Source organism: Amycolatopsis sp. NPDC051373 (assembly GCF_040689465.1).
In the GTDB taxonomy this organism is placed as follows: domain Bacteria; phylum Actinomycetota; class Actinomycetes; order Mycobacteriales; family Pseudonocardiaceae; genus Amycolatopsis.
This window is the reverse complement of record NZ_JBFBAE010000026.1, coordinates 1-26,061: the sequence shown is the minus strand read 5'-3', so window position 1 is coordinate 26,061 and position 26,061 is coordinate 1. Positions and strand designations below refer to the sequence as shown.

19 protein-coding genes, 2 tRNA genes and 2 pseudogenes are annotated in these 26,061 nt (G+C 70.1%); 9 read left to right on the top strand and 14 right to left on the bottom strand.

The window, feature by feature from the left end; genetic code table 11:
- Window positions 1–10: 10 nt before the first annotated feature.
- From AB0383_RS37450 to AB0383_RS37430, 5 genes are read right to left on the bottom strand one after another with little or no spacing between them, the layout of a single operon-like run.
- Entirely contained in the window at window positions 11–1,174 is a 1,164-nt protein-coding gene (locus AB0383_RS37450; protein ID WP_366189801.1) for a Gfo/Idh/MocA family oxidoreductase, read from the bottom strand.
- Between the two features lie 11 nt (window positions 1,175–1,185).
- Entirely contained in the window at window positions 1,186–2,214 is a 1,029-nt protein-coding gene (locus AB0383_RS37445; RefSeq protein WP_364173247.1) for a substrate-binding domain-containing protein, read from the bottom strand.
- Window positions 2,211–3,221 (bottom strand): ABC transporter permease, encoded by a 1,011-nt coding sequence (locus AB0383_RS37440; protein WP_354873798.1) that lies wholly within the window; start codon window positions 3,219–3,221, stop codon window positions 2,211–2,213. Before AB0383_RS37440 ends, AB0383_RS37445 begins: the two co-directional genes overlap by 4 nt.
- Complete coding sequence (locus AB0383_RS37435; RefSeq protein WP_366189800.1) at window positions 3,218–4,726, bottom strand: sugar ABC transporter ATP-binding protein; 1,509 nt, start codon at window positions 4,724–4,726, stop codon at window positions 3,218–3,220. The genes AB0383_RS37440 and AB0383_RS37435 overlap by 4 nt, the downstream gene beginning before the upstream one ends.
- Entirely contained in the window at window positions 4,723–5,946 is a 1,224-nt protein-coding gene (locus AB0383_RS37430) for an ROK family transcriptional regulator (protein WP_364173253.1), read from the bottom strand. The genes AB0383_RS37435 and AB0383_RS37430 overlap by 4 nt, the downstream gene beginning before the upstream one ends.
- Window positions 5,947–6,665: 719 nt before the next feature.
- On the opposite strand from AB0383_RS37430, the gene aspS reads away from it, so the two are divergent.
- Both aspS and AB0383_RS37420 read left to right on the top strand, forming a co-directional pair.
- On the top strand, window positions 6,666–8,048 hold the full coding sequence (gene aspS / locus AB0383_RS37425; RefSeq protein WP_366189799.1) for an aspartate--tRNA(Asn) ligase: 1,383 nt from the start codon (window positions 6,666–6,668) through the stop codon (window positions 8,046–8,048).
- 111 nt (window positions 8,049–8,159) lie between these two features.
- Window positions 8,160–8,651 carry a hypothetical protein gene (locus AB0383_RS37420; RefSeq protein WP_366189798.1) on the top strand — a complete coding sequence of 164 codons (492 nt, stop codon included), beginning with the start codon at window positions 8,160–8,162 and terminating at the stop codon, window positions 8,649–8,651.
- Here AB0383_RS37420 and AB0383_RS37415 read toward each other — a convergent pair.
- Window positions 8,648–10,849, bottom strand: a complete 2,202-nt coding sequence (locus AB0383_RS37415; RefSeq protein WP_366189797.1) for an MMPL family transporter — start codon at window positions 10,847–10,849, stop codon at window positions 8,648–8,650. The genes AB0383_RS37420 and AB0383_RS37415 overlap by 4 nt on opposite strands.
- 108 nt (window positions 10,850–10,957) lie before the next feature.
- Entirely contained in the window at window positions 10,958–11,410 is a 453-nt protein-coding gene (locus AB0383_RS37410; RefSeq protein ID WP_366189796.1) for a MarR family transcriptional regulator, read from the bottom strand.
- Window positions 11,411–11,564: 154 nt separating this feature from the next.
- On the opposite strand from AB0383_RS37410, the gene AB0383_RS37405 reads away from it, so the two are divergent.
- From AB0383_RS37405 to AB0383_RS37395, 3 genes and pseudogenes are all read left to right on the top strand, one after another.
- Window positions 11,565–12,335, top strand: a complete 771-nt coding sequence (locus tag AB0383_RS37405; protein ID WP_366189795.1) for an SDR family oxidoreductase — start codon at window positions 11,565–11,567, stop codon at window positions 12,333–12,335.
- 29 nt (window positions 12,336–12,364) lie between these two features.
- A complete protein-coding gene (locus tag AB0383_RS37400; RefSeq protein ID WP_366189794.1) occupies window positions 12,365–13,198 on the top strand; it encodes an aldo/keto reductase in 834 nt (277 codons plus the stop codon).
- A gap of 71 nt (window positions 13,199–13,269) precedes the next feature.
- A pseudogene (locus AB0383_RS37395) lies at window positions 13,270–13,662 on the top strand (GNAT family N-acetyltransferase); the annotation flags it as partial.
- Between the two features lie 82 nt (window positions 13,663–13,744).
- On the opposite strand, the gene AB0383_RS37390 reads toward AB0383_RS37395, so the two are convergent.
- The 4 genes from AB0383_RS37390 to AB0383_RS37375 all read right to left on the bottom strand — a co-directional run bounded on the left by AB0383_RS37390 (window position 13,745) and on the right by AB0383_RS37375 (window position 18,239).
- Window positions 13,745–14,575, bottom strand: coding sequence for an SAM-dependent methyltransferase (locus AB0383_RS37390; RefSeq protein ID WP_366189793.1), 831 nt, complete (start codon window positions 14,573–14,575; stop codon window positions 13,745–13,747).
- A gap of 81 nt (window positions 14,576–14,656) precedes the next feature.
- Window positions 14,657–15,760 carry a hypothetical protein gene (locus tag AB0383_RS37385; protein ID WP_366189792.1) on the bottom strand — a complete coding sequence of 368 codons (1,104 nt, stop codon included), beginning with the start codon at window positions 15,758–15,760 and terminating at the stop codon, window positions 14,657–14,659.
- A 318-nt stretch (window positions 15,761–16,078) separates the two neighbouring features.
- The gene (locus tag AB0383_RS37380; RefSeq protein ID WP_364173279.1) at window positions 16,079–16,639 is read right to left on the bottom strand and encodes a type 1 glutamine amidotransferase domain-containing protein; all 561 of its coding nucleotides are present in this window, start codon (window positions 16,637–16,639) and stop codon (window positions 16,079–16,081) included.
- A gap of 58 nt (window positions 16,640–16,697) precedes the next feature.
- On the bottom strand, window positions 16,698–18,239 hold the full coding sequence (locus tag AB0383_RS37375) for a PP2C family protein-serine/threonine phosphatase (protein WP_366189791.1): 1,542 nt from the start codon (window positions 18,237–18,239) through the stop codon (window positions 16,698–16,700).
- A gap of 154 nt (window positions 18,240–18,393) precedes the next feature.
- On the opposite strand from AB0383_RS37375, the gene AB0383_RS37370 reads away from it, so the two are divergent.
- Window positions 18,394–23,115, top strand: a complete 4,722-nt coding sequence (locus AB0383_RS37370) for a HAMP domain-containing protein (RefSeq protein WP_364173511.1) — start codon at window positions 18,394–18,396, stop codon at window positions 23,113–23,115.
- On the opposite strand, the gene AB0383_RS37365 is transcribed toward AB0383_RS37370, so the two are convergent.
- Window positions 23,067–23,140 (bottom strand) — tRNA-Gly (locus AB0383_RS37365). The two genes, AB0383_RS37370 and AB0383_RS37365, sit on opposite strands and share 49 nt — an antisense overlap.
- Window positions 23,141–23,261: 121 nt before the next feature.
- Here AB0383_RS37365 and AB0383_RS37360 point away from each other — a divergent pair.
- Window positions 23,262–23,335, top strand: a tRNA-Pro gene (locus tag AB0383_RS37360).
- A 100-nt stretch (window positions 23,336–23,435) separates the two neighbouring features.
- Here AB0383_RS37360 and AB0383_RS37355 read toward each other — a convergent pair.
- Both AB0383_RS37355 and AB0383_RS37350 read right to left on the bottom strand, forming a co-directional pair.
- Window positions 23,436–23,881, bottom strand: a pseudogene (locus tag AB0383_RS37355) (tyrosine-type recombinase/integrase); the annotation flags it as partial.
- 262 nt (window positions 23,882–24,143) lie between these two features.
- Window positions 24,144–24,662, bottom strand: a complete 519-nt coding sequence (locus tag AB0383_RS37350) for a hypothetical protein (protein WP_366189790.1) — start codon at window positions 24,660–24,662, stop codon at window positions 24,144–24,146.
- Window positions 24,663–24,777: 115 nt separating this feature from the next.
- Between AB0383_RS37350 and AB0383_RS37345 the strand changes: the two genes are divergently transcribed.
- A complete protein-coding gene (locus AB0383_RS37345) occupies window positions 24,778–24,921 on the top strand; it encodes a hypothetical protein (RefSeq protein WP_366189789.1) in 144 nt (47 codons plus the stop codon).
- A 293-nt stretch (window positions 24,922–25,214) separates the two neighbouring features.
- Window positions 25,215–25,766 carry a hypothetical protein gene (locus AB0383_RS37340; RefSeq protein WP_366189788.1) on the top strand — a complete coding sequence of 184 codons (552 nt, stop codon included), beginning with the start codon at window positions 25,215–25,217 and terminating at the stop codon, window positions 25,764–25,766.
- The last annotated feature ends 295 nt before the right edge of the window (window positions 25,767–26,061 follow it).

Below are 26,061 nucleotides of genomic sequence, written 5' to 3'. Positions count from 1 at the left end.
AACCTCCTGATCAGACAACGGTCCACACGGAATCGGCGGCGGCGCTGCGTTCCACCGCGTCGAGCACGCGCTGCACCTGCAGCCCGTCGGCGAACGACGGCGCCGGGTCGGTGCCCGAAGCGAGCGCCACGAGGAAATCGCGCACCTCGTGGGTGAAGGTGTGCTCGTAACCCAGGCCGTGGCCCGGCGGCCACCACGCGCCGACGTACGGGTGCTCCGGCTCGGTGACGAGAATCCGGCGGAACCCGGCGGCCGACGGATCCAGCGTGTGGTCGTGGAAGTACAGCTCGTTCATCGCCTCGAAATCGAACGCGAGGCTGCCCGCGGACCCGTTGAGCTCGATCCGCATCGAGTTCTTGCGCCCGGCCGCGAACCGCGTCGCCTCGAAGCTGCCCAGCGCACCCGACGCGAAGCGCGCGGTGAACAGCGCGGCGTCGTCCACCGTCACCTCGCCCCGCGCAGCCGCCGAGGAAGCCGCCAGCCCCGACGACGAAGCGACCAGCGGCCGCTCGCGCACGAACGTCTCCGTCACCGCGCTCACGCCCGAAATCCGCGACCCGGTCAGGAACTGCGCGAGATCCACGATGTGCGCGCCGATGTCGCTGAGCGCGCCCGACCCCGCGCGCTCCTTCTGCAGCCGCCACACCAGCGGGAACTCGGGATCGACGATCCAGTCCTGCAGGTACTGCGCCCGCACGTGCCGCAGCTCGCCCAGCCGCCCGTCGGCCACCAGCGACCGCGCGAAAGCCAGCGCGGGCACGCGCCGGTAGTTGAACGCCACCATCGACCGCACCCCACGAGCGGTCGCCTCCTCGGCGGCGGCGGCCATCGCCGCGGCTTCGGCAACGTTGTTGGCCAGCGGTTTCTCACACAGCACGTGCTTGCCCGCGGCCAGCGCGGCCAGCGCGATCTCCGCGTGCGTGTCCCCCGGCGTGCAGATGTCGACGAGCCCCACTTCGTCGGACTCCACCAGCCGTTTCCAGTCCGTCTCCACGGAAGCCCAGCCGAGCTTCTCCGCGGCAGCCGACGCCGCCGCGGCGTCACGTCCGCACAGCACCGCCATCCGCGGCGTCAGCGGCACGTCGAACGCGTGGTGCACGGTCCGCCACGCCTGGGAGTGGGCCGCGCCCATGAAGGCGTAACCCACCATCCCGACGCCGATCTGCCCGGCCATCGAAAACCCTTTCACTCGAAGGAAACCGGCAGGTACTTGTCCACGTTCTCCTTGGTCACCACCGCCGAGAACGTGGTCACCGAAGCGGGGATCTCCTGCTCCGCCAGGTCCGACACGCCCTTCGCCTGCCCGAGCAGCCGGGCGAGGCGCACGGCGGACGCCGCCATCGTCGGCGGATAGAGCACGGTGGCCTTGAGCACCGAGTTGTCGCTCTTGATCGCCTCCATCGCGGCCTTCGACCCGGCGCCGCCGACCATCAGGAAGTCCGACCGCCCGGCCTGGCGCACGGCCTGCAGCGCGCCCACGCCCTGGTCGTCGTCGTGGTTCCAGATCGCGTTGAACTGCGGGTGCGCCTGCAGCAGCTCGGCCATGCGCGCCTGCCCGGTCGGCACGGTGAACTCGGCGGCGGCACGGCCGACCTTGCGGATGCCCGGGTAGTTGGCCAGCGCGTCGTCGAAGCCCTGCGTGCGCTGGCGGGTGAGCTCGAGCGTGTCGATGCCGGCGAGCTCGAGCACGGTGCCCTGCCCGTTGAGCCGCTGGCCGATGTAGTTGCCCGCGTTCACGCCCATGCGGTAGTTGTCGCCCCCCACCCACGTGCGGTAGGCCTGCGGCGAGTCGAAGATCCGGTCGAGGTTGATCACGGGGATGCCCGCGTTCATCGCCTTGCGCCCGGCCGGCGTGAGCTGCTTGCCGTCGGCCGGCAGCACCACGAGCACGTCGACCTTGCGGTTGATCAGCGCGTCGATCTGCGCCGACTGCGTGGCGGCGTCGTTCGACCCCTCGGCGACGACGAGCTCCACGTCGGGATGGCGCTGCGCTTCGGCCCGCGCGTTGACGGTGATCGCGTTGAGCCAGCCGTGGTCGGCCTGCGGCCCGGCGAACCCGACCGTGACTCTCTTGCCCGGCGCGTCCTGGGCGCCTTGGGGTGCGGTCGCGGCGGCAGGCGGTGGTTCCTCGTTGCTCGTGCACGCGGCGAGCGCGCCCACGCCCGCGAGGGTCGCTCCGGTCAGGAACGCGCGGCGGCGGATGTCGGTGTTCATCGGGTGGTCCTCTCACTCGAGTAGAGCGAAGCCCGCCGCTGCACGAGCACGGCGAGCACGATGATCACGCCCTTGGCCAGCTGCTGCACGGCCGTGGGCAGGTTGTTGAGGGTGAACAGCACGCTGATGACCGTGAACACGAGCACCCCGAGCACGGAGCCGACGAGCGTGCCGCGGCCGCCGGAGAGCAGGGTGCCGCCGATGATCACCGCGGCGATGGCGTCGAGCTCGTAGAGGTTGCCGTTGCCCGACGTGCCACTGGAGGTGAGGATTATCAGCATGACGCTGGCGATGCCGCAGCACAGTCCGGAAAGGACGTACAGCAGGCAGGTGTGCAGCTTCACGTTGATGCCCGCGAGCCGCGCGGCCTCCAGGTTGCCGCCGATCGCGTAGGTGCGGCGGCCGAAGGTGGTGCGGTTGAGCACGAGCCAGCCGATGATCGCGACGGCCGCGAAGATCAGTACCAGCGGCGGGATGCCGAGCACGTAGCTGTCCTGGTAGCCGAGGTCGACGAGCGCCTGGTTGCTCGACGTCACGGTCTGCGTGCGACCTTGCGAGAGCTGGATCGCCAGGCCGCGGGCCGACGCGAGCATCGCCAGCGTGCCGATGAACGCGACCAGCCGGCCGTACGCGATGAGCAGCCCGCTGACCAGGCCGCAGCCGACGCCGACGGCCACGGCGGTGAACACGATCCCGGTGATGCCGAACTGCTGGGTCGAGCGCGTGGTCGCCCACACCGTCGCGAGGGCGACCACCGCGCCGACGGACAGGTCGATGCCGCCGCCGATGATCACGAACGTCATGCCCACGGTGATCACGCCGATCACCGAAGCCTGCACCAGTACCAGCACGAGCGTGCCCGTGGTGAGGAACTGTCCCGGTTGGGTCAGCGCGCCGATCAGCACCAGCACGGCCAGCACGCCGACCAGGCCGAGGTTGCGCGCCTCCCGCAGCCGCACCGAGAACCCGCGCGCACGTTCGGTTGCCACCGCCTGCTCAGCGTTCATTCCGCACGCTCCTGCTCTTCGAGGATGAGATCCAGCACGGCCGATTCGTCGAGGTCGCGCCCCCGCGCCTCGGTGAGCACGCGGCCTTCGCGCAGCACCAGCACCCGGTCGGCCAGGCCGAGCACCTCCGGCAGCTCGCTGGAAACCAGCACGATCGCGACGCCGGAATCGGCCAGTTCGCGGATCACGCGGTACAGCTCGGCCCGCGCGCCGACGTCGACCCCGCGGGTCGGCTCGTCGAGCAGCAGCACGCGGCAGCCCTTGAGCAGCCAGCGCGCGAGCACGGCCTTCTGCTGATTGCCGCCCGAGAGCTTCCCCGCGGGCCTGCGGATGTCGGGCGGGCGCAGATCGAGGGCCTCGGTGTGGCGGCGGACGGCGGTTGTCTCGGCGCGGGAGTTGAACCAGCCGAACCGCGCGTAACGCCGCAGCGAGGCGAGGGAAACGTTACGGGCCACGGACTCCTGCAGCAGCAGGGCCTGGCTCTTGCGTTCCTCCGGCGCCAAACCGAGGCCTGCGCGGACGGCCGACGTCACGCCGTTCCGCAGTGGTTTTCCGGCGAGCTTCACGTGGCCGGCGGTGGTTTTCCTTGCCCCGTAGACGGTTTCGAGGACTTCGGAGCGGCCCGACCCGACGAGTCCCGCGAGGCCGACGATCTCGCCTTCCCGCACGGTGAACGACACGTCTTCGAACGAGCCGGTCACGGTGAGGCCCTCGACCTCCAGCAGCACCGGACGGTCGTCGAACGCGTCTTCCGCGGGCCGGGGCGGGAAGAGGTACTCGACGCGGCGGCCGGTCATCAGCGCGACCAGTTCGGTGGTCGGCGTGGTGCGAGCCGGGAGTCCGGTGGCGACGGTGTGGCCGTCTTTCAGGACCGTGACCCGGTCGCCGACCTCGCGGATCTCTTCGAGGCGGTGGGAGATGTAGACGACGGCGACACCGCGTTCGGTGAGGCCGCGGATCACGCGGAAGAGGTTCGCGACCTCGTCGCTGGCGAGGACGGCCGAGGGTTCGTCGAGCACGATCAGCCGCGCGTCGAGCGAGAGCGCGCGGGCGAGGCTCACGATCTGCTTGCCCGCGGCCGAGAGCGAGCCGACCTCGCGTTCGACCCGGATCTCCCGGTGCCCCAGCCGGTCCAGGAGTTTTCGCGCCTCGGCGCGCATGGTCGCGCGGCGCACCCAGCCCGCGCTGGCCTGCTCGTGGCCGAGGAAGATGTTCTCCGCCACGGAAAGCCCGTCGACGAGGTCGAGCTCCTGGTACAGCGTGGCGATGCCGCACTTGATGGCGGCGGTCGGGTTGGGCAGCTCCACGGGCTCGCCGCCGACGCGGATCTCCCCCGCGTCGGGCCGGTGCGCGCCGGCGAGCACCTTGATCAACGTGGACTTGCCGGCGCCGTTCTGGCCCAGCAGGCAGTGCACTTCCCCTTCGGCCACGCTCAGCTCGACGTCGTCGAGCGCGCGCACGCCGGGGAAACCCTTGCCGATCCCCGTCATTTCGAGAAGCGTCATCCGCTGTCCCTCTCCCCTGCTCCGTCTACAACCCGCGCGGGGTCGTCGAACACGGCTTCCAGCGCCACGTGGGCCCCGCCGCGCGAGGCGGCCGAGAAGCCCAGCCACGACAGCTCCACGCGGCAGCCACCGATGTCGGGCGCGACCACCCGGGCCTTGAGCTCGGCCATCATCGGGCCGAGAAGGTACGGGCCGAGCTGCGCGAAGTAGCCGCCGAGCAGCACCACGCGCGGGTTGAACACGTTCACGAGCACGGCCGCGCCGACGCCGAGCCCGGTGCCCACCTGGGCCAGCGCGTCGAGCGTGCGGCGGTCTTTCAGCTCCGCGCGGCGGCGCACCATGTCGAGGCGCTGTTCGAGGTCGAGCGACGGGTCGTGCACCGGGTCGCTGGGCTCGGCCGCGAGCCGCAGCATCCCGGCGAGGCCCACGATCGTCTCCCAGCAGCCGCGTCTGCCACAGCCGCAGCGCCGGCCGTTCGGATCGAGCTGGATGTGGCCGATCTCGCCGGAGAACCCTTCCGCCCCACCGAGGAGCCGGCCGCCGGAGATCACGCCGCCGCCGACGCCGATCTCGCCGGTGAGGTACACGAGGTCCGCGGTGCCGGCGACGCTGCCCATCGCGTGCTCGCCGAGCGCGCCGAGGTTGGCGTCGTTGGCCATGCGGACGGGGAACCCCAGGCGGCCGAGGCGGTGGGTGAGCCGTTCGGTCAGGCCGGTGACCACGGGGACGTCGGTCCAGTGCAGGTTGGGCGCGAACGCCACGGTGCCGGCTTCCACGTCGACGAGGGCCGGTATCGCCAGCGTCAGCCCGACCGGCGCCACCTTGAGCCGGCGGCATTCCCTGAGCGCTCTCGCGGCCAGCTCGGCCGTCGCGTCGAGGACCTTGGCCGGAGGAAGCGCTTGCACATCGAGCGCCACGCGCTGTTCGAAGAGGACGGTGCCGGTGAGATCCAGGGCCAGCGCGGTGAGGTAGTCGACGTTCACCTCGACGCCGACGCCGCCCACCCCGCGCCCGTCGAGCTCCACGATCGTGCCCGGCCGCCCGACCGCCCCCGCGCGTTCCCGCTCGCCCTCCCGCGCCAGCCCGCGCTCGACCAGCTCCGCGACGAGGCTCGACACCGTGGCCTTGTTCAGCCCCGTCTCCGCCGCGATGCCCGCCCGCGACCGCGGCCCGGCGTCACGCAGGTGCCGCAGCACGAGCGCGAGGTTGCTGCGCCGCACCGAGGCCTGATCCGCCGGCCGCGGTGGGCCGACGGGTCTCAGAGGCAGGGAGGAGTCCACGCTGACACCGCCAAGTTCGTCTGGTGGGGCAACAAATTAGGTCAGGGCGAACGAAGGGGTCAACGATTGAGGGATGGTAACGATCCCGGCAAAAGCCCCGAAATGCCGGAGTGACCTGGGGAAACTTTACTTCGGGGCGTCGTGGGCGGTCCTTCGGATGGAGCACGGATTGGGATGAATCGCTGCCCGAACCACTCACCCGTTCGGCTTCAGCTACTCGGATGACCCGGCCCGACGGGGGTTGCGTGGACTGCTGGGCCACCCGGGTGAACGCGGCGGGGTGGCCGCAGAGGAATTCGTTGGAAACGGCTGTTTGTCACCGTTCGGCGCGGCAAGTCGAAAGTCCTGCACGGCTGCCGGGTTAATTCACGCGACGTTCGGCGGCGCCTGTGCCTAGACTTCCGCGCAACGCGCTGACGGAACCGAGTAGCGCGGGGTCCCGCGCCCACAGAGAGCCGCCACAGCTGAGAGGCGGCGCCGCGCCCCCGCCGCGAAGACACTCCCGAGCAGCGGGGAGGCAATGCCCCGCCGGCCGGCCCCCGACACCGGGCTCAGCTTTCGAGGCCGCCTATGTCCCGGCGGCGAAGGTGCGGTGGTACCGCGAGTTCCCTTCTCGCCCGCACCCCCAAGGGGTCGCCGAGTTCGCTCGAGGAGAGTGGATGTTCCCTCGCACCCTGGTCGCCGACCTGCCCACGCACACCGGCACCACCACGACCATCGCCGGCTGGCTCCACCGCCGGCGCACCCTCAAATCCGTGACGTTCCTGGTGATCCGGGACCGTACGGGGTTGGCACAAGTGGTGTTCAGTGCGCCACCTCGCCCCGGCCCGAACACGCCCCCGCCCTCCCAGCGGGGCGTCCCCGAGTCCATTTTATCGCCCACCCCCGACAAAAACGGCGACCAAGCCGAAATAGGGCTGAGTTGTCCACAACTCGGGTTCGGTGTGGACAAGTCCGCCGACCGCACCGAAATCCCCCAGCTGAGCGAAGAAACCGTCGTCGAGGTAACCGGGCGAGTCGTCGCCAACAAGCAGGCACCCGGCGGGATCGAGATCGTGGAAGCGACCATCAATGTCCTTGCCAAACCTGAGAAACAGCCGCCGTTCGACCTCTACCGGCCCACGATCCCGGCAGCGCTGCCGACGGTCCTCGACAACGCGGCCGTCGCGCTCAGGCATCCCGAGCTGAAGCGGCGGCACGAGATCGCGGCTCGCAGCGTCGCGGCGTTCCGGCGCGCTCTCGACAGCCGCGGCTTCACCGAGGTTCACACGCCCAAGATCGTGGCCACCAGTACGGAGTCCGGTGCCAACGTCTTCCAGCTCGACTATTTCGGGAAGCCCGCCTACCTCGCGCAGTCACCGCAGTTCTTCAAGCAGGCGCTGGTCGGTGTCTTCGAGCGCGTCTACGAAGTCGGCCCGGTTTTCCGCGCTGAGCCCCACGACACCGCGCGCCACCTCGCGCAGTACACGAGCCTGGACGCGGAGCTCGGGTTCATCGCCGACCACCGCGACGTGATGGCTGTGCTGCGGGACGTCATCGCGGAAATGGCCGCAGCTGTGGGTGCTGAGGCTCCTGAAGTACCCCTGGAAATCCCGGCCATCTCCTACCCCGCGGCGCAGCAGATCTTGCACAGCACCGAACCCGACCTCTCCCCCGACGACGAACGCCGCCTCGGCGAATGGGCCCTGGCCAACCACGGCTCGGAATTCCTGTTCGTCACCGGCTACCCCATGGCCAAACGCCCCTTCTACACCCACCCCGACCCAGCGCATCCGGGCCTGTCCAACAGTTTCGACCTCCTCTTCCGCGGCCTGGAACTCGTCACGGGCGGCCAGCGGCTGCACCAGTACGCCGACTACCTCGCGGTCCTCGGCCCCGACGCCGACCAGTACCGCGACTACCTCGCGACGTTCGCCCACGGCATGCCGCCCCACGGCGGCTTCGCGATCGGCCTCGAACGCTGGGTCGCGCGGGTGCTGAAGGTGCCGAACATCCGCGGTACGACGCTATTCCCCCGCGACCTGCATCGGCTGACGCCGTAGGAGACCTAAGTGGACGGTCAGCGGGAAACCGGTGGTCGACCCATCGGGTAAAATTCAGCCGTCCGAGCATCCGCCGGGCGGGAAAGGGGTGAGCGAGCCAGGGGGTCAGCCGTGGCCAGTCGTCAGCGCCGAACCGTGCTGTGGCTCGGCGGCGCAGGACTGACGCTGTGCGCCGGCCTCCTGGTCATCTCCGGCACTCCGACCGTGTGGCTCGGCCGGCAGGTCACCGACACGTCGGTCTTGTACGTCCCGACCCGAGCGGAGGCGGAAGCTCTGCTCAACCAGGCAACCGGCTTCGCTCGGGCCCACGACTACGTGGGCTTGCGCCACACGGTCGCGCAGGATGCAGGCGTCTGCCAGAAGGTGCTCGATCTGGCTGATGTCTCGCACGCGGCGCCCTCCGCCACACCGCCTGCGGTGGAAGATGCGATCGGCCAGCCGGACAAAGGCACCGTGCAGGGAGCCGAGGCACTGCACATCCGTGGCACCCGAGCGGACGGCACCACCTACACCGCCGATTTCTCCGCCGTTCGGGCCCCGGACGGGCAGGTCCGGAGCCAGAACGCCGTCTACTGGTTCAGCAGCCTCGCCAAACCGGCTTAAGTGGACGGTGCCGACTCCGGTGCAGGAGTCACCGGCTTCGGCACCCCCTCAGGTTCGGGTTCGATGTGCGGCAACAGCCGGTCCAGCCAAGGCGGCAGCCACCAACTGTGCTTCCCCAGCAAGAACATCGCCGCCGGCACGATGATCAGCCGGATGATCGTCGCGTCGATCAGCACACTCACGCCAAGGCCCAGGGCCAAGATCTTGATCACCACACTCGGCGAAGCCAGGAACGCGAAGAACACGCACACCATGATCACCGCGGCCGAAGAGATCACCCGAGCGGTCACCGCGAGACCATCAGCCACACTCGCATGATTGTCCTTCGTACGCAGCCAAGCCTCGTGCACCCGTGAGAGCAGGAACACCTCGTAATCCATCGACAACCCGAACACGATCGCGAACATGATCATCGGCACGTACGACTCGATCGGCACCGTCTCGTGCACCCCCAGCAGCGCCCCGCCCCAGCCCCACTGGAACACCGCGACGATCACGCCGTACGAAGCGGCGATCGACAGCAAGTTCAGCAACGCGGCCTTCAACGCCAGCACCGGGCTGCGGAAAGACAGCAGCAGCAACACGAACGCAGCCGCCACCACCACGCCGATGATCGTGGGCAGGCGGGCGGCGACGATGTCGCGGAAGTCGAGCTGGCCGGCGGTCATGCCGGTGACGTAGCTGGTCGCGCCGGCGAGAACCGGGGGCAGGGTCTGGGTGCGCAGCGTGCCGAGGAGCTCGTCGGTGGCGGCGTCCTGCGGGCCGGTCGTCGGCGTGACGGTGGACAGCATCAGCGCGCCGTCCGGGCTGGGCGACATCGGGGTGGCCGAGGCGACGCCGGGGGTTTTCGCCAGGGCCTGCTGGACGGCCGAGCCCAAGGCCGCGTCGGACGATTCCACGACGACGGTGAACTGACCGTTGGCGCCCGGGCCGAAGCCGCTGCTGATGGCGTCGTAGGCCTGACGCGTGGTGGTGCCGGCCGGGTCGGCGCCTTCGTCGATGTGGCCCAACTCCATGGAGAACGCGGGGATGGCGAGCACCGCGGCCACGAGCACGCCGCCGCCGAGGTAGCGCCAGGGGTGGCGGTCGATGCGCACGGCGTAGCGGTGCCAGGCGCTTTCCTTGCCGTCGGCCGACTGCTCGGCCACGGGCTTGCGCACGTGCCAGCGGTCGATCCGCCGCCCGGACAGGCCGAGCAGCGCGGGCACGAGCGTCGTCGCCGCGATCCCGGCCACGACCACCGTGATCGCGGCGGCCAGGCCGAGCTTCCCGATGAACGCGACGCCGACGGTGAACAGGCCCATCAACGCGATGACCACCGTCGTCGCCGCGATGAGCACCGAACGGCCGCTGGTGGCGACGGTGCGGCCGGCGGCCGTGACCGGATCGGCGCCGTCGAGCAGGTGCTGGCGGAAGCGCGTGGTGAGGAAGAGGGCGTAGTCGATGCCGACGCCGAGGCCGATCATGATCGCGAGCGTGGGCGAGGCCGTGGCGAAGCTGATCGCGGCCGCCAGCAAGCCGAGGAAACCGAGGCCGGTCGCGACGCCGATCACCGACGTGACGATCGGCAGGCCGGCGGCGATCACGCTGCCGAAAGCCAGCAGCAGCACCAGGATCGCGACGATGATGCCCACGGACTCCGAGCGCAGGTCGCCGGCGCCGGGCTCGGCCGCCTTGCCGAGCGCGCCGCTGTAGTCGACCTGGACACCGGTCGCGCGGACGGGATCGGTGGCCTTGTCGATGCCGTCGACGAGGTCGGTGCCGAGCGCGGCGGGCTTGTCGTCGAACTGGATGTTGGCGAAGGCGACGCGGCCGTCGGGCGCGGTGGTGCCCGGTGCGAGCGGATCGGACAGCGACACGACGTGGGGCACGGCGCGGACCGCCGTCGCAGCCTGCTCGATGGCCGCGCTCTGGCTGCTCAGCGTGCCGGAGTCAGTGGTGAAGACCAGGCGCGCGCTGTTCGAACCACCGACGACGCCGTGCTCGGCGAGCACGGTGCTGCCGCGTCCGGATTCGGCGTCGCGCAGGCTGAAGTCGTCACTGTACGTGCCGCCCACGAGGTTGTTGGCCACCGTCGCGCCGGCCAGCACCAGGACCCAGATCACGATCACCGGCCACGGGTGCCCGGCGCACCAGCGGCCGAGTCGTTCGAGGATTCCGGCGGGAGATTCTTCCGCGATACGAGCGTTTTCCGTCATTTCGCCACCCGGCTTCCGGGAAGTTTCCCGGTCCAGCGTCACGCCGGGAACGGCGCCCGCCTAGGGCCGAAGGTCCTCGGACGGCCCTAGCCGAATGGTGACGGTGAGTTACCGTTTCGCGAAGGCGAGCGAACCCAGCGCGCCGACGAGTGGCGCCAGCTCCGGCAGCTCCTCGGCCTCGGCGAGCGCGGCCGACAGCGTGGCGTCGTGCGTCGGGCGGGCCTCGTCGAGCAGCTCGCGGCCCGCGACGGTCACCTCGGTGTAGATGCCGCGCCGGTCCGTCGGGCAGAGGTAGCGCGACAGGAGCCCGCGGTCCTCGAGCCGGGTCACCAAGCGGGTGGTGGCCGACTGGCTCAGCACCACGGCGTTGGCGAGCTGGTTCATCCGAAGGTGGAAGCCGTCCTGGCGCGCGAGCACGTCGAGCACGGTGTACTCGCTCACCGAGAGCTCGTGGTCGCGCTCGAGCGCGCGCTGCAGCCGGTCTTCGATGCGCGCGTGCAACGCGGCCAGAGTGCGCCAGCCCTGCGCCCGGGCCTCCACGGCGTCGTCAGCCAGTGACACGGTTCACCTCTTCTCGCCGACCCCCGCGGTTGCGGGTGGTTCGCCCTTCGGGCACTATCGAGCGTGTGCAAATAACCGCGTGTGCAAGTATTGCTGACGCTCGTAATCGTCTGCTGCCACTGTACTCGCGAACGCAGGAAGGGGTATCCACCCGATGAACATCGACCTGAGCGGGCGCACCGCCCTGGTCACCGGCTCCACCGCCGGCATCGGCGAGGCCGCGGCCGCCGCGCTGGCCGCCGCGGGGGCCGACGTGGTGGTGAACGGCCGCAACGCCGATCGCGTGGCCGAGGCCGCGAAGCGCCTGGGCGTGCGCGGGATCGCGGCCGACGTCGGCACCGCGGAGGGCGTGGCGTCGCTGGTCGAGCAGCTGCCGGACGTGGACGTGCTGGTGAACAACGCGGGCGTCTTCGCGCCGATCCCGGTGTTCGAGGTCAGCGACGAGGAGTGGCTGCAAATCTACCAGGTCAACGTGCTCTCGGGCGTCCGGCTGACGCGGCACTACGCACCCAGGATGGTGAATCGCGGGTGGGGGCGGGTGATCTTCGTCAGCAGTGAATCGGCGGTTCAGCCGCCGACTGAGATGGTCCACTACGGTATGACGAAGACGGCCCAGCTGGCGTTGTCCCGCGGGATGGCGCAGGAGGTGGCCGGCACGGGCGTCACCGTCAACAGCGTGCTGCCCGGACCCACGCTCACCGAGGGCGTGCGCGAGTTCGTGCGCAGCCTGTACCCGGACCTCGACTTCGCCGAGGCCGAGCGGCGGTTCATGGCCCAGGACCGTCCGACCTCCCTGCTGGGCCGCCTGATCCGCCCGGAGGAGGTGGCGAACCTCATCACCTACGTCGCCTCCGACCAGGCCGCCGCGACCACCGGGGGCGCGCTGCGCGTCGACGGCGGGGTCGCGTCGGCGATCATTCCCTGAGTTTTCGTTAGCACAGAAGGGTTTTTGCGTTGACCAGCGTTCCTGTCACCAAGTTGAACAACGGCGTCGAAATGCCGCAGCTCGGCTTCGGCGTCTTCCAGGTGCCGCCCGCCGAGACGAAGGCCGCGGTCAAGACCGCGCTCGACGCCGGCTACCGCAGCATCGACACCGCCACGGCGTACGGCAACGAAGCGGCCGTCGGCGAGGCGCTCGCCGAGTCGGGCGTCGCGGCCGACGAGCTGTTCATCACCACCAAGCTGTGGAACAGCGACCAGGGCTACGACCAGACGCTGCACGCGTTCGACTCCAGCTTGACGGCGCTCGGGCTCGAGCAGCTCGACCTCTACCTGATCCACTGGCCGCTGCCCACGCGCGACAAGTACCTCGACACGTGGAAGGCGCTGGAGAAGCTCTACGCCGACGGCCGCGTGCGCGCCATCGGCGTGTCCAACTTCCAGCCTTCGCACCTGCGCCGCGTACTCGACGAGGGCGCAGTGGTGCCGGCCGTGAACCAGATCGAGCTGTCGCCGTACCTCGTCCAGCAGGAACTGCGCGCCTTCCACGCCGACCACGGCATCGCCACCGAAGCTTGGAGCCCCCTGGCCAAGGGCGGGGACCTCCTGGGCGAGCAGGCCGTCGTCGAGGTGGCCTCCGCGCATGGCCGCACGCCCGCCCAGGTCGTCCTGCGCTGGCACCTGCAGCTGGGCAACGTGGTCATCCCGAAGTCCGTCACGCCCTCGCGCGTGGCCGAGAACTTCGACGTCTTCGGCTTCACCCTCACCGACGCCGAGATGGCCGCGCTGTCGGCCCTCGACCGCGGCCTGCGCACCGGCCCGGACCCGGACACGTTCGACGTGGCGTGAGGTTTCGGCTGACGTGAAACGGGCGGCTTTCCTGGGTGGGAAGCCGCCCGTTTTTCGTTCTACGGTGCGGTATGGAGATCGAGCTGCGGGACTGGCTGCCCGACGACGCGGCGTGGTACGTCGCGCAGGTACAGGATCCGGGCACCCTGCGCTTCACCACGGAACGGGCGACACTGACGGCCCCAGAGTTCCTGCGCGCGCTGAAAGCGTTGCGCCGCAACGAAAACGCCCTCGGTTTCGTCGCCATCGCCGCCGAGTCCGGCGAGCGGCTGGCCAACCTCGCGGCGGAGCGCAAAGGTGCCGTCGCCGAGGTCAGCTACTGGGTTTCAGCCTCCGCGCGAGGCCGCGGCGTCGCGAGCCGCGCGCTCGCCGAGCTGTGCCGGCGGGTGAGCACGACGTGGCCCGGCATCGAGATCCGCCTCTGGACGCACACGGACAACGTCGCTTCGCAGCTCGCGGCGGAGCATGCCGGGTTCGGCCGCGTCGAAGGCCCGCCCACGAAGGAGATCAGCGGCCGGGTCTGGCCGGTGGTCCACTACCGCCGGCTCACGGCTTCCGGGCCACTCCACCCAACGTCAGATAGTTCAAATCCCCCACCGGAGTCATCCGCGGCCCGTCGGGCCACCACTCGTGCAGCATGCCCAGGCCCGGATCCAGCAGCTCCAACCCGGTGAAAAACGACTCGATCTCCTCCCGCGACCGGTGCACTGTGCCCAGCCCGGTGCCCTCGAAGGTCGAGTCGATGAGGTGCGCCAAGGCCTGCCGGGGTGGGTCGGCCGGGGGTTGGTGGTGGTGGGTGAGCAGGAGGTACGAGCCGGGGGCCAGCTGGTCGACGTAGCTGTGCACGATGAACCGCGCGCGGTCGAGGCTGTCGATGTGGTGGACGATCGAGCAGAGCAGCAGGGCCATCGGGCGATCGAAGTCGAGGTGGCGGTAGACGATGGGGTCGCCGAGGGTGGCGCCCGGGTCGGTGAGGTCGGCGCCGGAGACGTGGGTGCGGTCGTTGGTCTCCAGGACGGCGCGGCCGTGGACCTGGACGACAGGGTCGTTGTCGACGTACACGACGCGCGCGTCGGGATTGTGGCGTTGGGCGACCTCGTGGGTGTTCTCCACGGTGGGCATGCCGGAGCCGAGGTCGAGGAACTGGTCGATGCCGCGGTCGGCGGCGAGGTGGCGGACCACGCGCACGAGCCACGCGCGGTGCTCGCGCGCCATGTCCTGGGCGCCGGGGGCGACGGCGAGCAGGCGCTGGAGCATCACGCGGTCGGCTTCGTAGTGGTCGCAGCCGCCGAGGAGGGCGTCGGACAGGCGGGCCAGGCTGGGGCGGTCGTGGTCGAAGCGCGTCGAGGTCCCCGAAACCACCGCTGCCCCCTTCACGCCACGGACAGTGCACAGACTACGACACCGCGTCCACTCAGCGAACCCACTCCCCACAGCCTGCTCCACCTGCAGTAACCCTCAGGAGAACGAGAGTTCTACCCACGTCCTCCCGGTGTCGGTCGTCCGATACACAGCGGAGCCGCTTTCGGCGTCCGGCAGGCCGTCGACGACCACGCCGACGCCGTCACCGACGAAGGCGAGATCCGAAAGCCCGACACCACGATCGGACAGCACGGTAGTGGTCCACGTACGGCCGCCGTCGGTGGTGTGGTGGAGGAAGCCGCCGCCACCACCCTCGGCCGCGACCGTCGCGGTGTCGGCGGTCGCGGCGCTGAACCCCTGCGTGATGCCCACGGCCGGCGCGTCGGCCGTGCCGCTGAACGTGGCGCCCAGCCTCGGCGCGCGCCACATCCGCCGCTCCGACGAACCCGGCTGCGGCGAGCCCGGGCTGCTGCTGCACAACGCGATCACCTGCCCGGACCGCACCCCGCCCAGCGACGCCGTGGTCCCCGACGGGCACGGCGGCGAAGCGGGCGTGAACACCACTCCGTCACGCGAAGTCCAGTACTCCTCGGTGCGGTAGTCGGCGCCCAGCGCGATCTGCAGCCCTCCCTCGGTGGCCAGATCGCCGTACGTGATGCCACCCGTGACCTCGAACCCCGGCAGCGGCGCCAGCACCGGCGCGCCCGCGAGGCCGGAGTACACGGACGTGGTGTTGCCGTAGGAATTGCTCGTGACCACGGCGAAAATCCGGCCGCCCGTCTCGGCCAGAGCGGACACATAACGCTGCCCGCCGCCGGCCACGAGCACCGTGAACCAGTGCCGGCCGCCGTCGCGCGTGGCGAGAATGCGGGAGCCGTCGGTGACGTACAGGTGCTGGGCGCTCGCGGCGACGAGCCGGACGTGGTTGTGGTTGTCCGGCAACGACATCGGCGGCGCGCCCAGCCTCCGCCAGTGCGCGCCGCCGTCGGTCGTCTCGAGCAGGACCGGGCACCAGCCCGGTTCGCCGCAGTCGGTGTAGCCGAGCACGAAGCCGTGCTCCGGCCCGGTCCAACTCGTCGACGCGGGCGCGAAGCCGGCAGGAACAGCAGAAACATCAGGAGCGGCAGTGGCGGAGGCGGGGACGAGGGCCAGCACGGCGAGTGCGGCCGCGACGGCGGCGGCGCACCGGGTGGGTTTCATGATCGGCAGGACGTGCGGCCCTCACCGAGGTTGCCCGCCTTCCCCCGGACGGCCCGGAATTCAGCCCTTCGGCTTCCGCGGCGACGGAGGCGCGGGCGGCTTCGGAGGTTCGGGCTGGGCAGACTGCGCCTGAACCTCCTCCACAGCCTTGTCTCCCTCGGGAGCAGGCGCGTTGAAGTGGTCCCGGCACCAACGGCCATACCGCCTCGAATGCACTGTCATCGCGTCACCTCCTCCCGGACCGCACGGCGTGGACCCCACCAGGGTCCCCCGCCGACGGGAAGAGCGCCACTGCTTTGCGCGGGTCGGTGACCAGCCTCAGCCGACCGGGTGGCGTCCCTCTGCGAACTCCTCGATCACCTTCGCGCAGAAGGCCGGCAGGTCGTCGGGGTTCCGGCTGGACACGAGACCCTTGTCCACCACGACTTCTTCGTCGACCACGGTGCCGCCCGCGTTGCGGATGTCCGTGCGCACGCTGGGAAACGAGGTCAGCGTGCGCCCGCGGACCACGTCGGCCTCCACGAGCGTCCACGGCCCGTGGCAGATCACGCCGACGGGTTTGCCCGCGCGCACGAAGTCGCCCGCGAACCGCACGGCCGCCGGGTCGCGGCGCAGGTTGTCGGGGTTCATCGTGCCGCCGGGCAGCAGGAGGGCGTCGTAGTCGTCGGCGGAGACGTCGGCGACGAGCCGGTCGACCGGGAACGTGGCGCCCTTGTCGATGTCGCCGTTCATGGCCTGGATCTCGCCGTCGGCCAGCGAGACCAGGTCCACCGTCGCGCCTTCGGCGGTGACCGCCTTGCGCGGCTGTTCCAGCTCCACCTGCTCGACGCCGTCGGCCGCCAGGATGGCCACCTTGCGGCCCTGAAGTGCGTTCGCCATCGGGTTTCCTCCGTCCGGGTCCTAGTGACCCACCCCGGCTACCCGCGTGGCGGACCGCTCAATCCGCGCGCGCCGCGGCTTCGATCGCGAGCACGGCGATGTCGTCGTGGCCGGAGTTGCCCAGCCACGCGCGCACGGCCTCGCGCAGCCGCGCCACGACCTGGTGCGCCGGCAGCCCGACGCAGTCTGCGAGCACGGAGTGGAACCGTTCGTCGCCGAACAGCTCGGCCGATTCCGTGCGGTTGCGGGCTTCCGTGACGCCGTCGGTGTAGAGCAGGCAGACGTCACCCTCGTCGAGGTGCACCGTCGCCTCGGCGAAGCGGGCCTGCGGCGAGATCCCGACGAGCGTGCCCGGCACGCTCACCTCCTCGACCCCGCCGTCGCGGCGCAGCACGAGCGGCGCCGGGTGGCCGCCCGAGGCGAGCGTGACGTCGAGACCCGAGTCCGTCGGCGCCACCGAGCCGAGCACGAGCGTCGCGAAACGGTTGGAGCCGCCGGCGATGAGCAATTCGTTCAGCAGGCGCAGCATCGTGCGCCCGTCGCGTTCCACGAGCTGCAGCGCGGCCAGCGAATGCCGCACGCGGCCCGTGAGCGCAGCCGCCTCGGCGCCCTTGCCGCAGATGTCGCCGACCACCACGAACGCGCTGCCGTCCTCACGCGCGAGCACATCGTAGAAGTCGCCGCCGACGCCGAGAACGCCGCCGGCCGGCTCGTACCAGAGCTCGAAGTTGGCGCCGTCGACCTCCGCCGGCGGCGTCGGCTTCAGCGTGGTCTCCAAGCCGCGCGTGGCTTCTTCCTGACGCGCGTAGCGCTGCGCGTTGGCCAGCGCCGTGCCCGCGGCCGTGGCGAACGCCTCGATCGCGCGCGGCTGCCCGGCGCCGAACGCCGGTTCCGTGCGCCGCCCGATCAGCACCGCGCCGGTGACGCCGCCCTCGTCGACGCCCAGCGACACCGCCGAAACCTCGGCGTGGCCGGAGAACCGCTCGGCCACCGCCGGCGGCATCGTGGCCACCTCCGCGGCGGGCACCACGCGCACCTCGGGCGGCCCGACGGCCGCGAACGTCTCGGCCACCGCCGGAGCGTGCTGAGCCGCCACCCGCCGGATGCGGCCGTGGCCGGGCGCGCCGTGGTCCTCGCAGCTCCACCACTCCCAGCGGCCGCGGGTGGTGGGCAGCAACACGAACACGCAGTCGCCCAGCGCGGAGGCGGCCAGCTCGGCGATCACGCGCGCCGTGCCGTGGCGGCCGCGGGCCGCAGCGAGTTTCGGACCGGCTTCCGCGAGGAACTCTTCGGGACGACGGGGGCTGTCGTCGACCACGGTCCACACGCGCCAGCCCTCGGGCAGCGGGCGCAGGTGCGCGGCGCGGCGGACCTCGCCGAGATCGATGTGGCCGGTGGTCTCCGTCACGGTGACGAGCACGGGCGGACCTTCGGCGGCGAGCGTGCGCGCGGCCGCGTTGGCCCAGCGTACGGCTCCGGCCGGGTCCTGGACGAACACCGGGTCCCGCACGTCTTCGAGCACCGAACGCCAGAATCCCCCGTACTCGGGCAGCTCGGCGCCGGGTGGCAGGGCCGACGCCGGAGCGGGCCGTGACACCATGCACGAACCTCCTGCCTCCGGGTCGACCGACTTGTCGTCAGTACAAGGTTGGCACAGCGTGAGCGGGCGGACTGGCTCGAAGTGTAGGGCGAACCGTGGCACGCTGGGTCGACGACCATGGCTGGCACACGCGTGGTGGAGAGGGTCGGCAGACATGACAACCGGTTCCGAGCGGGACGAGATCACCGGGGGAAGCGGCATCGCCGCCGGTGAGGCGGCCGCGCTGGAGCGGCTCCTGGCCGCCGTCCGTGACCTCGGCGAGGGCAACTTCCGCCGTCGGCTCGTGGCGAGCGGCGACGGGATCGCCGCTCAGCTCGCGGGCGCGTTCAACGACATCGCCGAGCGCAACCAGCGGCTCGTGACGGAACTCATGCGCGTGCGCGGCGCCGTCGGGCAGGAGGGCCGGCTCACCGAGCGCGTGCGCGCCGAGATCGGCCCCGGTGGTTGGACCACCGCCGTCGAGACGATCAACGGGCTGATCGAGGACGTCAGCAAGCCGGTGGTGGAGCTCGATCGGGTGCTGGGCGCCGTGGCCGAGGGCGACCTCTCGCAGCCGATGGCGCTGCAGCTGGACGGCAAGCCGCTGCAGGGCCAGTACGCCGACCTCGCGAAGACCGTGAACGGCCTGCTCGCGCAGCTTTCGCGCTTCGCCGCCGAAGTGATCCGCCTGTCGCGCGAGATCGCCGGCGAGGGCCGCCTCGGCGGTCAGGCCGAGGTCCCCGGCGTCGCGGGCACCTGGCGCGACCTGACCGACTCCGTGAACTTCCTCGCCGACAACCTCACCGAGCAGGTCCGCAACATCGCCCAGGTCACCACGGCCGTGGCGCGCGGCGACCTGACGCAGAAGATCAACGTGGACGCCCGGGGCGAGATCCTCGAGCTCAAGAACACCATCAACACCATGGTTGACCAGCTCTCCGCCTTCGCCGACGAGGTCACGCGCGTCTCGCGCGAGGTCGGCAGCGAGGGCCGCCTCGGCGGTCAGGCGCGCGTGCCCGGCGTGGCCGGCACCTGGCGCGACCTCACCGACTCGGTGAACCTGATGGCCGACAACCTCACCGACCAGGTCCGCAACATCTCCCAGGTCGCCACGGCGGTGGCCGCGGGCGACCTGACGAAGAAGATCGACGTCGACGCCCGCGGCGAGATCCTGCAGCTCAAGACCACGCTGAACACGATGGTCGACCAGCTCTCCGCCTTCGCCGACGAGGTCACCCGCGTGGCCCGCGAGGTCGGCAGCGACGGCCGGCTCGGCGGCCAGGCGGAGGTCCCCGGCGCGGCCGGCACGTGGCGCGGGCTCACCGACTCGGTGAACCAGATGGCCGACAACCTCACCGACCAGGTCCGCAACATCTCCCACGTGACCACCGCCGTGGCGAAGGGCGACCTGACGCAGAAGATCACCGTCGACGCGCGAGGCGAGATCCTCGAGCTCAAGACGACCATGAACACGATGGTCGACCAGCTCTCGGCCTTCGCCGACGAGGTCACGCGAGTCGCGCGCGAAGTCGGCACCGAGGGCATGCTGGGCGGCCAGGCGCAGGTGCCCGGCGTCGCCGGCATCTGGCGCGATCTCACCGGGTCCGTGAACTTCATGGCCAACAACCTCACCGCGCAGGTCCGCAACATCGCCCAGGTCGCCACGGCGGTCGCGCGCGGCGACCTGACCAAGAAGATCGCGGTCGACGCCCGGGGCGAGATCCTCGAGCTCAAGACCACGCTGAACACGATGGTGGACCAGCTCTCCGCCTTCGCCGACGAGGTCACGCGCGTGGCGCGCGAGGTCGGCACCGAGGGGAAGCTGGGTGGTCAGGCGGCCGTGCCGGGCGTGGCCGGCACGTGGAAGGACCTGACCGACAACGTCAACTTCATGGCCAACAACCTCACCGACCAGGTGCGCAACATCTCGCAGGTCACCTCGGCGGTGGCGAAGGGCGACCTGACGCAGAAGATCAGCGTCGACGCGCGCGGCGAGATCTTGGAACTCAAGAACACGCTGAACACGATGGTGGACCAGCTTTCGGCGTTCGCCGACGAGGTCACGCGGGTGTCCCGCGAGGTCGGCACCGAGGGCAAGCTCGGCGGCCAGGCCCGCGTGCCCGGCGTCGCCGGCACGTGGAAGGACCTCACCGACAACGTCAACGGCATGGCCGACAACCTCACCGAGCAGGTCCGCAGCATCGCCACCATGGCGAGCGCGGTGGCCAACGGGGACCTGTCGAAGAAGATCTCCATCGACGCCGCCGGCGAGGTCGCGGCGCTCGCGGCCACGCTGAACAGCATGGTCGAGACGCTGCGCGCGTTCGCCGACGAGGTCACACGAGTGGCGCGCGAGGTCGGCACGGAAGGCATCCTCGGCGGTCAGGCGCGCGTGCCGGGTGTGGCCGGCACGTGGAAGGACCTGACCGAGAACGTCAACTTCATGGCGCACAACCTGACCAGCCAGGTGCGCAACATATCGCAGGTGACCACCGCGGTCGCGCGAGGGGACCTCTCGCGCAAGATCGACGTCGACGCGCGCGGCGAGATCCTGGAGCTCAAGACCACCATGAACACGATGGTCGACCAGCTCTCCGCGTTCGCCTCGGAGGTCACACGGGTGGCCCGCGAGGTCGGCACCGAGGGCAAGCTGGGCGGCCAGGCCGAAGTCGAGGGCGTGTCCGGCACGTGGAAGCGGCTCACGGAGAGCGTGAACCAGCTGGCCGGCAACCTCACCACCCAGGTGCGCGCCATCGGCCAGGTCGCCACGGCCGTGACGGCGGGCGACCTGACCCGCCACATCACCGTGGACGCGTCCGGTGAGCTGGCGGACCTCAAGGACAACATCAACCAGATGATCGCGAACCTGAAGTCGACGACGTCGGCGAACCGCGAGCAGGACTGGCTGAAGACAAACCTCGCGCGCCTCGGCGGGCGGATGCAGGGCCACCGCGACCTCGCGTCCGTGGCCACCCTGATCCTGTCCGAGCTGGCGCCGCTGGTGAGCGCGCAGCAGGGCGCGTTCTTCCTGGCCCACGACGACGGCAGCGACCCGGGCCGCAAGGTGCTCGACTGCATCGCCGCGTACGGGCTCGCGCAGTCGCGCGCCGGCCTTCGGTTCACGCTCGGCGAGTCGCTGATCGGGCAAGCTGCCGTCGACCGGCAGACGATCCTCGTTCGCGAGGCGCCGCCGGAGTACGCGCTGGTGTCCTCGGGCCTCGGCTCTGCGCCGCCGGTGAACGTGATCGTGCTGCCCGTGCTGTTCCAGGGCGAGGTGCTCGGCGTGCTGGAACTGGCGTCGGTCAACGAGTTCTCCGCCGTGCACCTGGATCTGCTGGAGCAGCTGCGCCACACCATCGGTGTCAACGTGAACACGATCCTGTCGAACTCGCGCACCGAGGCGCTGCTGACCGAATCGCAGCGGCTGGCCCAGGAGCTGCGCGCGCGCTCGGAGCAGCTGCAGGCGCAGCAGGGCGAGCTGCGGCGCTCCAACACGGAGCTGGCCGAGAAGGCGGCGCTGCTGGCCCAGCAGAACCGTGACATCGAGGTCAAGAACATCGAGATCGAGCAGGCGCGCCAGGAGCTCGAGGAGCGCGCCGGGCAGCTCACCGTGGCGTCGCAGTACAAGACCGAGTTCATGGCGAACATGTCGCACGAGCTGCGGACCCCGCTCAACAGCGCGCTGATCCTCGCGAAGCTGCTGTCGGAGAACCCGGAGGGCAACCTCACGGAGAAGCAGATCCAGTTCGCCAAGACGATCTGGGCGGCGGGCAGCGACCTGCAGCAGCTGATCAACGACATCCTCGACCTCGCGAAGGTCGAGGCCGGGCGCATGGACCTGCAGATGTCCGACGTGACGCTGCCGGAGCTCGTGAACTACGTCGAATCCCTGTGCCGCCCGCTCACGTCGGACAAGGGCCTGGAGTTCGCCGTGCTCATCGACCCACCCGTGCCCGGCAGCGTGCACACCGACGAACACCGGTTGCAGCAGGTGCTGCGCAACTTGCTGTCCAACGCCGCCAAGTTCACCGACGAGGGCGGCGTGCGGCTGCACATCCGCATGGCGTCGGCCGAAGAGGTGGAGCAGGAGGCGCTGCAGTCGGCGGCGGGGATCATCGCGTTCGGCGTGGAGGACACCGGCATCGGGATCCCCGAGGAGAAGCTGGCGATCATCTTCGACGCGTTCCGCCAGGCCGACGGCACCACGAGCCGCAAGTACGGCGGCACCGGCCTCGGGCTCTCGATCAGCCAGCAGCTCACGGAACTCATCGGCGGCGAGCTGCGTGTGCACAGCGAACCGGGCAAGGGCAGCACGTTCACGCTGTACCTGCCCGTGGGCGCGGCGAACCTCATCGCGCCCGCCGTCCCGGTGCGACCCACGCCGAAGCTGCCGGTCCTGCCGAGCACCATCACCGTGACCGAGCCGGACAGCGCCCCGAAGCGCTTCAACGGCGAGAAGGTCCTGATCGTCGACGACGACCTGCGCAACGTCTTCGCCCTCGCGGCGGTGCTCGAACAGGCCGGCCTGGAGGTGATCTACGCCGACACGGGCGTTGCGGGCATCCGCGCCCTGGAACGCCACGAGGACACGGCGCTGGTGCTGATGGACGTCATGATGCCCGAGCTCGACGGCAACGCCACCATCGCGGCCATCCGCGCCGAGGCGGCCCACGAGGACCTGCCCGTGATTGCCGTCACAGCCAAGGCCACCGCCGAGGACCGCGAACGCACCCTCGCCTCGGGCGCCGACGACTACATCACCAAGCCGGTGGACACCGACCTGCTCCTGGACGTGATCGCCACCCGCCTCGAGGCCGACGCGGCCTCGTCTTCGCAGGTGAACGGTTATGGAGCGGGTGACGGGAATCGAACCCGCGTAGCTAGTTTGGAAGACTAGGGCTCTACCATTGAGCTACACCCGCAGCGCCCCCACTGGGACCCAGTGGACCCGGAGGCTGGCCCAGCTTAGCGTGAGGGCTAGGCTGATGCCGCACACCCCCTCCGGACCCCGGCTCGGCTCGGGTTTCGGCGGGTGGCGGGCATCGGGATGTGGCGCAGCTTGGTAGCGCATTCGCTTTGGGAGCGAAGGGTCGCAGGTTCAAATCCTGTCATCCCGACTCAGGTCGATCATCTGGCCAGCGGAAGCGGCGAGATTCCTACGAGGGTAGGGATCCCGCCGCCTCAGTTCTCGTCTCAGTACAAGCCGTTATACGGTGTTCAGACCACCGCGCGCAGCCCCGGCGGGTCGTCGCCATCAGAGTCTCGGCCGGACGTTTTTGCGGCATCGAGGAGTTGCTGGAGCTGGTCGATCAGCGAGTCTGCGTAAGCGGGCGGCTCCTGCTGTGGCGCATCGCTCCGCGGAAGTTGCCGACCTCGTCGGCGATTCCCGTGACGACTTCCGTCGGCACGTGCACGTATCGCTTCGCCACTGCCGCATCGCCCCAGCCCATCACGTCCATGATCGCCGGCAGCGGCACCCGCAGGACGAGCAGCATCGTCGCTGCCGTGTGACGAGCATCGTGCAAGCGGGCGTCGCGAACCTGAGCCTCGGCCAGCAACGTCTTCCACTCATCGTGATCCGCCCGTGGATCCAGCGGCCTGCCGGTTGGCTGTGCGAACACCCAGCCCCCTTCCTGCCACTCGGTGCCGGCAAACTCGCGTTCCTGGTCCTGCGCCGCGCTTGAGACACTTTGGCGGGCGGCAGCCCCGGACGCCTCATCCGCGGGCATCAGTCGCTGGCTGCCGTGAACGCCGCACCGCGGGAGCGCATGTCGAGGCGGTGCGGCGGCCTGGCGCGACCTACGGTCGTCGCGACGAAACGGTGAACGAGAACAGGGGTGCGGCCGTGGCCGACGAAGAGCAGGCGTCGAAAGATTGCTCGAAGTGCCACCAACCCGACACTGCGTCAGCCTGCGCAGCCCAGCGTCACGGTTTCTTCCGGTGAGCCCGGTATTCCTGTCCGCGCTTGTCCGACTGCTTGTAGACGACCTCGGGTGCTTCCGGAGCCGGCCACACGGAGATCTGGTAGTCCTCGACGGGGTCCTCGACGTTGAGATGGGGGGCGATGTCGCGGCCACGCGCGTGGACGCGCAGCCGGTAGGAGCCGGGTCCCGCGTGGGCCAGCTCGGGGAAATCCGGATGGGCTTCATCCACGCCGTGGACGATGAGGTCCCCGTACTCCGAATCCACCGACACCTCGGCGACTTCGTCCCAGCCGTCGAGCTCGACCGAGTCGGGTGCGGCGTCGAGCGCTTGCACGGTCACGGTGACCGAACCCGTGTGGATGCCGGTGAGGACAACCGCCCCGTTGATGAAATCCGTCCCCACGAGACCGTTGGCGTAGGCAACGCTTGGACTGGGCAAGTCCGCGCTCAAGTCCTTGATAAGGAAGACCCCGTAACTCAGGGGCAGGTCAGCGGTCTCGGTCCACACCGACTCGTTCATGCGCCCGCTCCCGCGCCCACCCATCGCTACCCCGCCCATGTAGATCGCTGCCCAGCATCAAACCGCAACTGAAGCACGTACGTCGATCTGCCACGTCTCCGGCATCGGCCCATTCATGCGGAGCCGCGTCGACGCCGCGACCCCCGTCAAAGTCTGGTTAACGGTGCCGAGCGCCGGCTGCCGCGAGGCGATCGCCAACAACACCTTCCCGTGGGACGACATTCTGAAGAACGCGAAGAATGTGTCGAGCAGGTACTGAGCCTGCCCCACGTTTGCGGCTCGGACAGCGAAATTACCCGGCGACCGACGGGGCGATCAACCTCGTGATCGGGCTCGTGATCGCCAGTGTGGTGAGCAGCATGGGGACCAACGCGCGGGCCCCGTACCAGCGCAAGCACGCCTCGCGGGCAGGCATGCCGGCCCGGCAGTGGCACGAACCGTCGCCCGCCGAGCTACTACGACCGCTGAGCCGGAGGTCCTCATGGACTGAAGGCCTGGTCTCGGCGATCACCACCGGCACAGCGCGCGGAGAGGCGACTTTAGGCTGTATCCGTGCTGCTGATCTACGACGGGCAAACCACTGCCGACGCGCCCACGCTACGCACCGGCGGAGTCCCACTCGTCCCGGACGACTTCGTCTGGCCGAGGTGCCGCGAGTGCGGTGGGGCCATGCAGTTCCTCGCCCATCTACCCCTGGAAATCGGTGTGGTTGCGGCATTCTTCTGCCAGAACGATCCCGGCATGTGCGATGACTGGGACGCCACTGCCGGCGCCAACCGCGCCTTCCTGTTCACCAGTGAACTCACCCCCGCCGCTGTCCCAGCCGACGGTGAGCCGCTGTTGGGAGCCGTGACCGCTCTGCGTCTCCATCCCGCCGGCGAAAACACGGAGGAGCCGGTCCTCGGACGGCTGGGCGCCGAGCCTGACTGGATCCAGGGGGACGAGACCCCCGACTGTCCCGTGTGCGCCACCCGCATGACGTTCACAGCCGAGCTGGCGGAGGGCTACGACTTCGCCACCTCCGCGAACTTCGGCGGCGGGGGCCTCGGTTACCTCTTCACGTGCCGGCCCTGTGGCGAGGCCGCGTTCCTCTGGCAGAACTGAGGTTGCGGACCGAGTCTCAGAAAAGATCGTTTCCGAGACTCGGTCCGTCGAGAACCGGTACCCCACCCCCGGCGGTGCCCTGACACGGAAAACCCCTTACCCGCCCTCACCTTCCCGGGGAACCAGCACGTGGTGGTGAAGTGTGCCGCGTGCGCGGTCACCTGTGCGCGGTGCTGGGCTGCGCTGTCCAAATGGGAATCGAACCCCTGCGTTGCCCGCCACGCGCCACGAGCCGGATTGGCCGCCGGCCCTCGGCTTGTGCTCGCTTTCCCCGGGCGGTTACCTGCTTCCGTGC

Coding starts and splice junctions, on each gene's coding strand:
- AB0383_RS37450 (WP_366189801.1), bottom strand. CDS start 1,174: ATGGCCGGGCAGATCGGCGTCGGGATGGTGGGTTACGCCTTCATGGGC.
- AB0383_RS37445 (WP_364173247.1), bottom strand. CDS start 2,214: ATGAACACCGACATCCGCCGCCGCGCGTTCCTGACCGGAGCGACCCTC.
- AB0383_RS37440 (WP_354873798.1), bottom strand. CDS start 3,221: ATGAACGCTGAGCAGGCGGTGGCAACCGAACGTGCGCGCGGGTTCTCG.
- AB0383_RS37435 (WP_366189800.1), bottom strand. CDS start 4,726: ATGACGCTTCTCGAAATGACGGGGATCGGCAAGGGTTTCCCCGGCGTG.
- aspS (WP_366189799.1), top strand. CDS start 6,666: ATGTTCCCTCGCACCCTGGTCGCCGACCTGCCCACGCACACCGGCACC.
- AB0383_RS37415 (WP_366189797.1), bottom strand. CDS start 10,849: ATGACGGAAAACGCTCGTATCGCGGAAGAATCTCCCGCCGGAATCCTC.
- AB0383_RS37405 (WP_366189795.1), top strand. CDS start 11,565: ATGAACATCGACCTGAGCGGGCGCACCGCCCTGGTCACCGGCTCCACC.
- AB0383_RS37385 (WP_366189792.1), bottom strand. CDS start 15,760: ATGAAACCCACCCGGTGCGCCGCCGCCGTCGCGGCCGCACTCGCCGTG.
- AB0383_RS37380 (WP_364173279.1), bottom strand. CDS start 16,639: ATGGCGAACGCACTTCAGGGCCGCAAGGTGGCCATCCTGGCGGCCGAC.
- AB0383_RS37375 (WP_366189791.1), bottom strand. CDS start 18,239: ATGGTGTCACGGCCCGCTCCGGCGTCGGCCCTGCCACCCGGCGCCGAG.
- AB0383_RS37370 (WP_364173511.1), top strand. CDS start 18,394: ATGACAACCGGTTCCGAGCGGGACGAGATCACCGGGGGAAGCGGCATC.
- AB0383_RS37350 (WP_366189790.1), bottom strand. CDS start 24,662: ATGAACGAGTCGGTGTGGACCGAGACCGCTGACCTGCCCCTGAGTTAC.
- AB0383_RS37345 (WP_366189789.1), top strand. CDS start 24,778: ATGCGGAGCCGCGTCGACGCCGCGACCCCCGTCAAAGTCTGGTTAACG.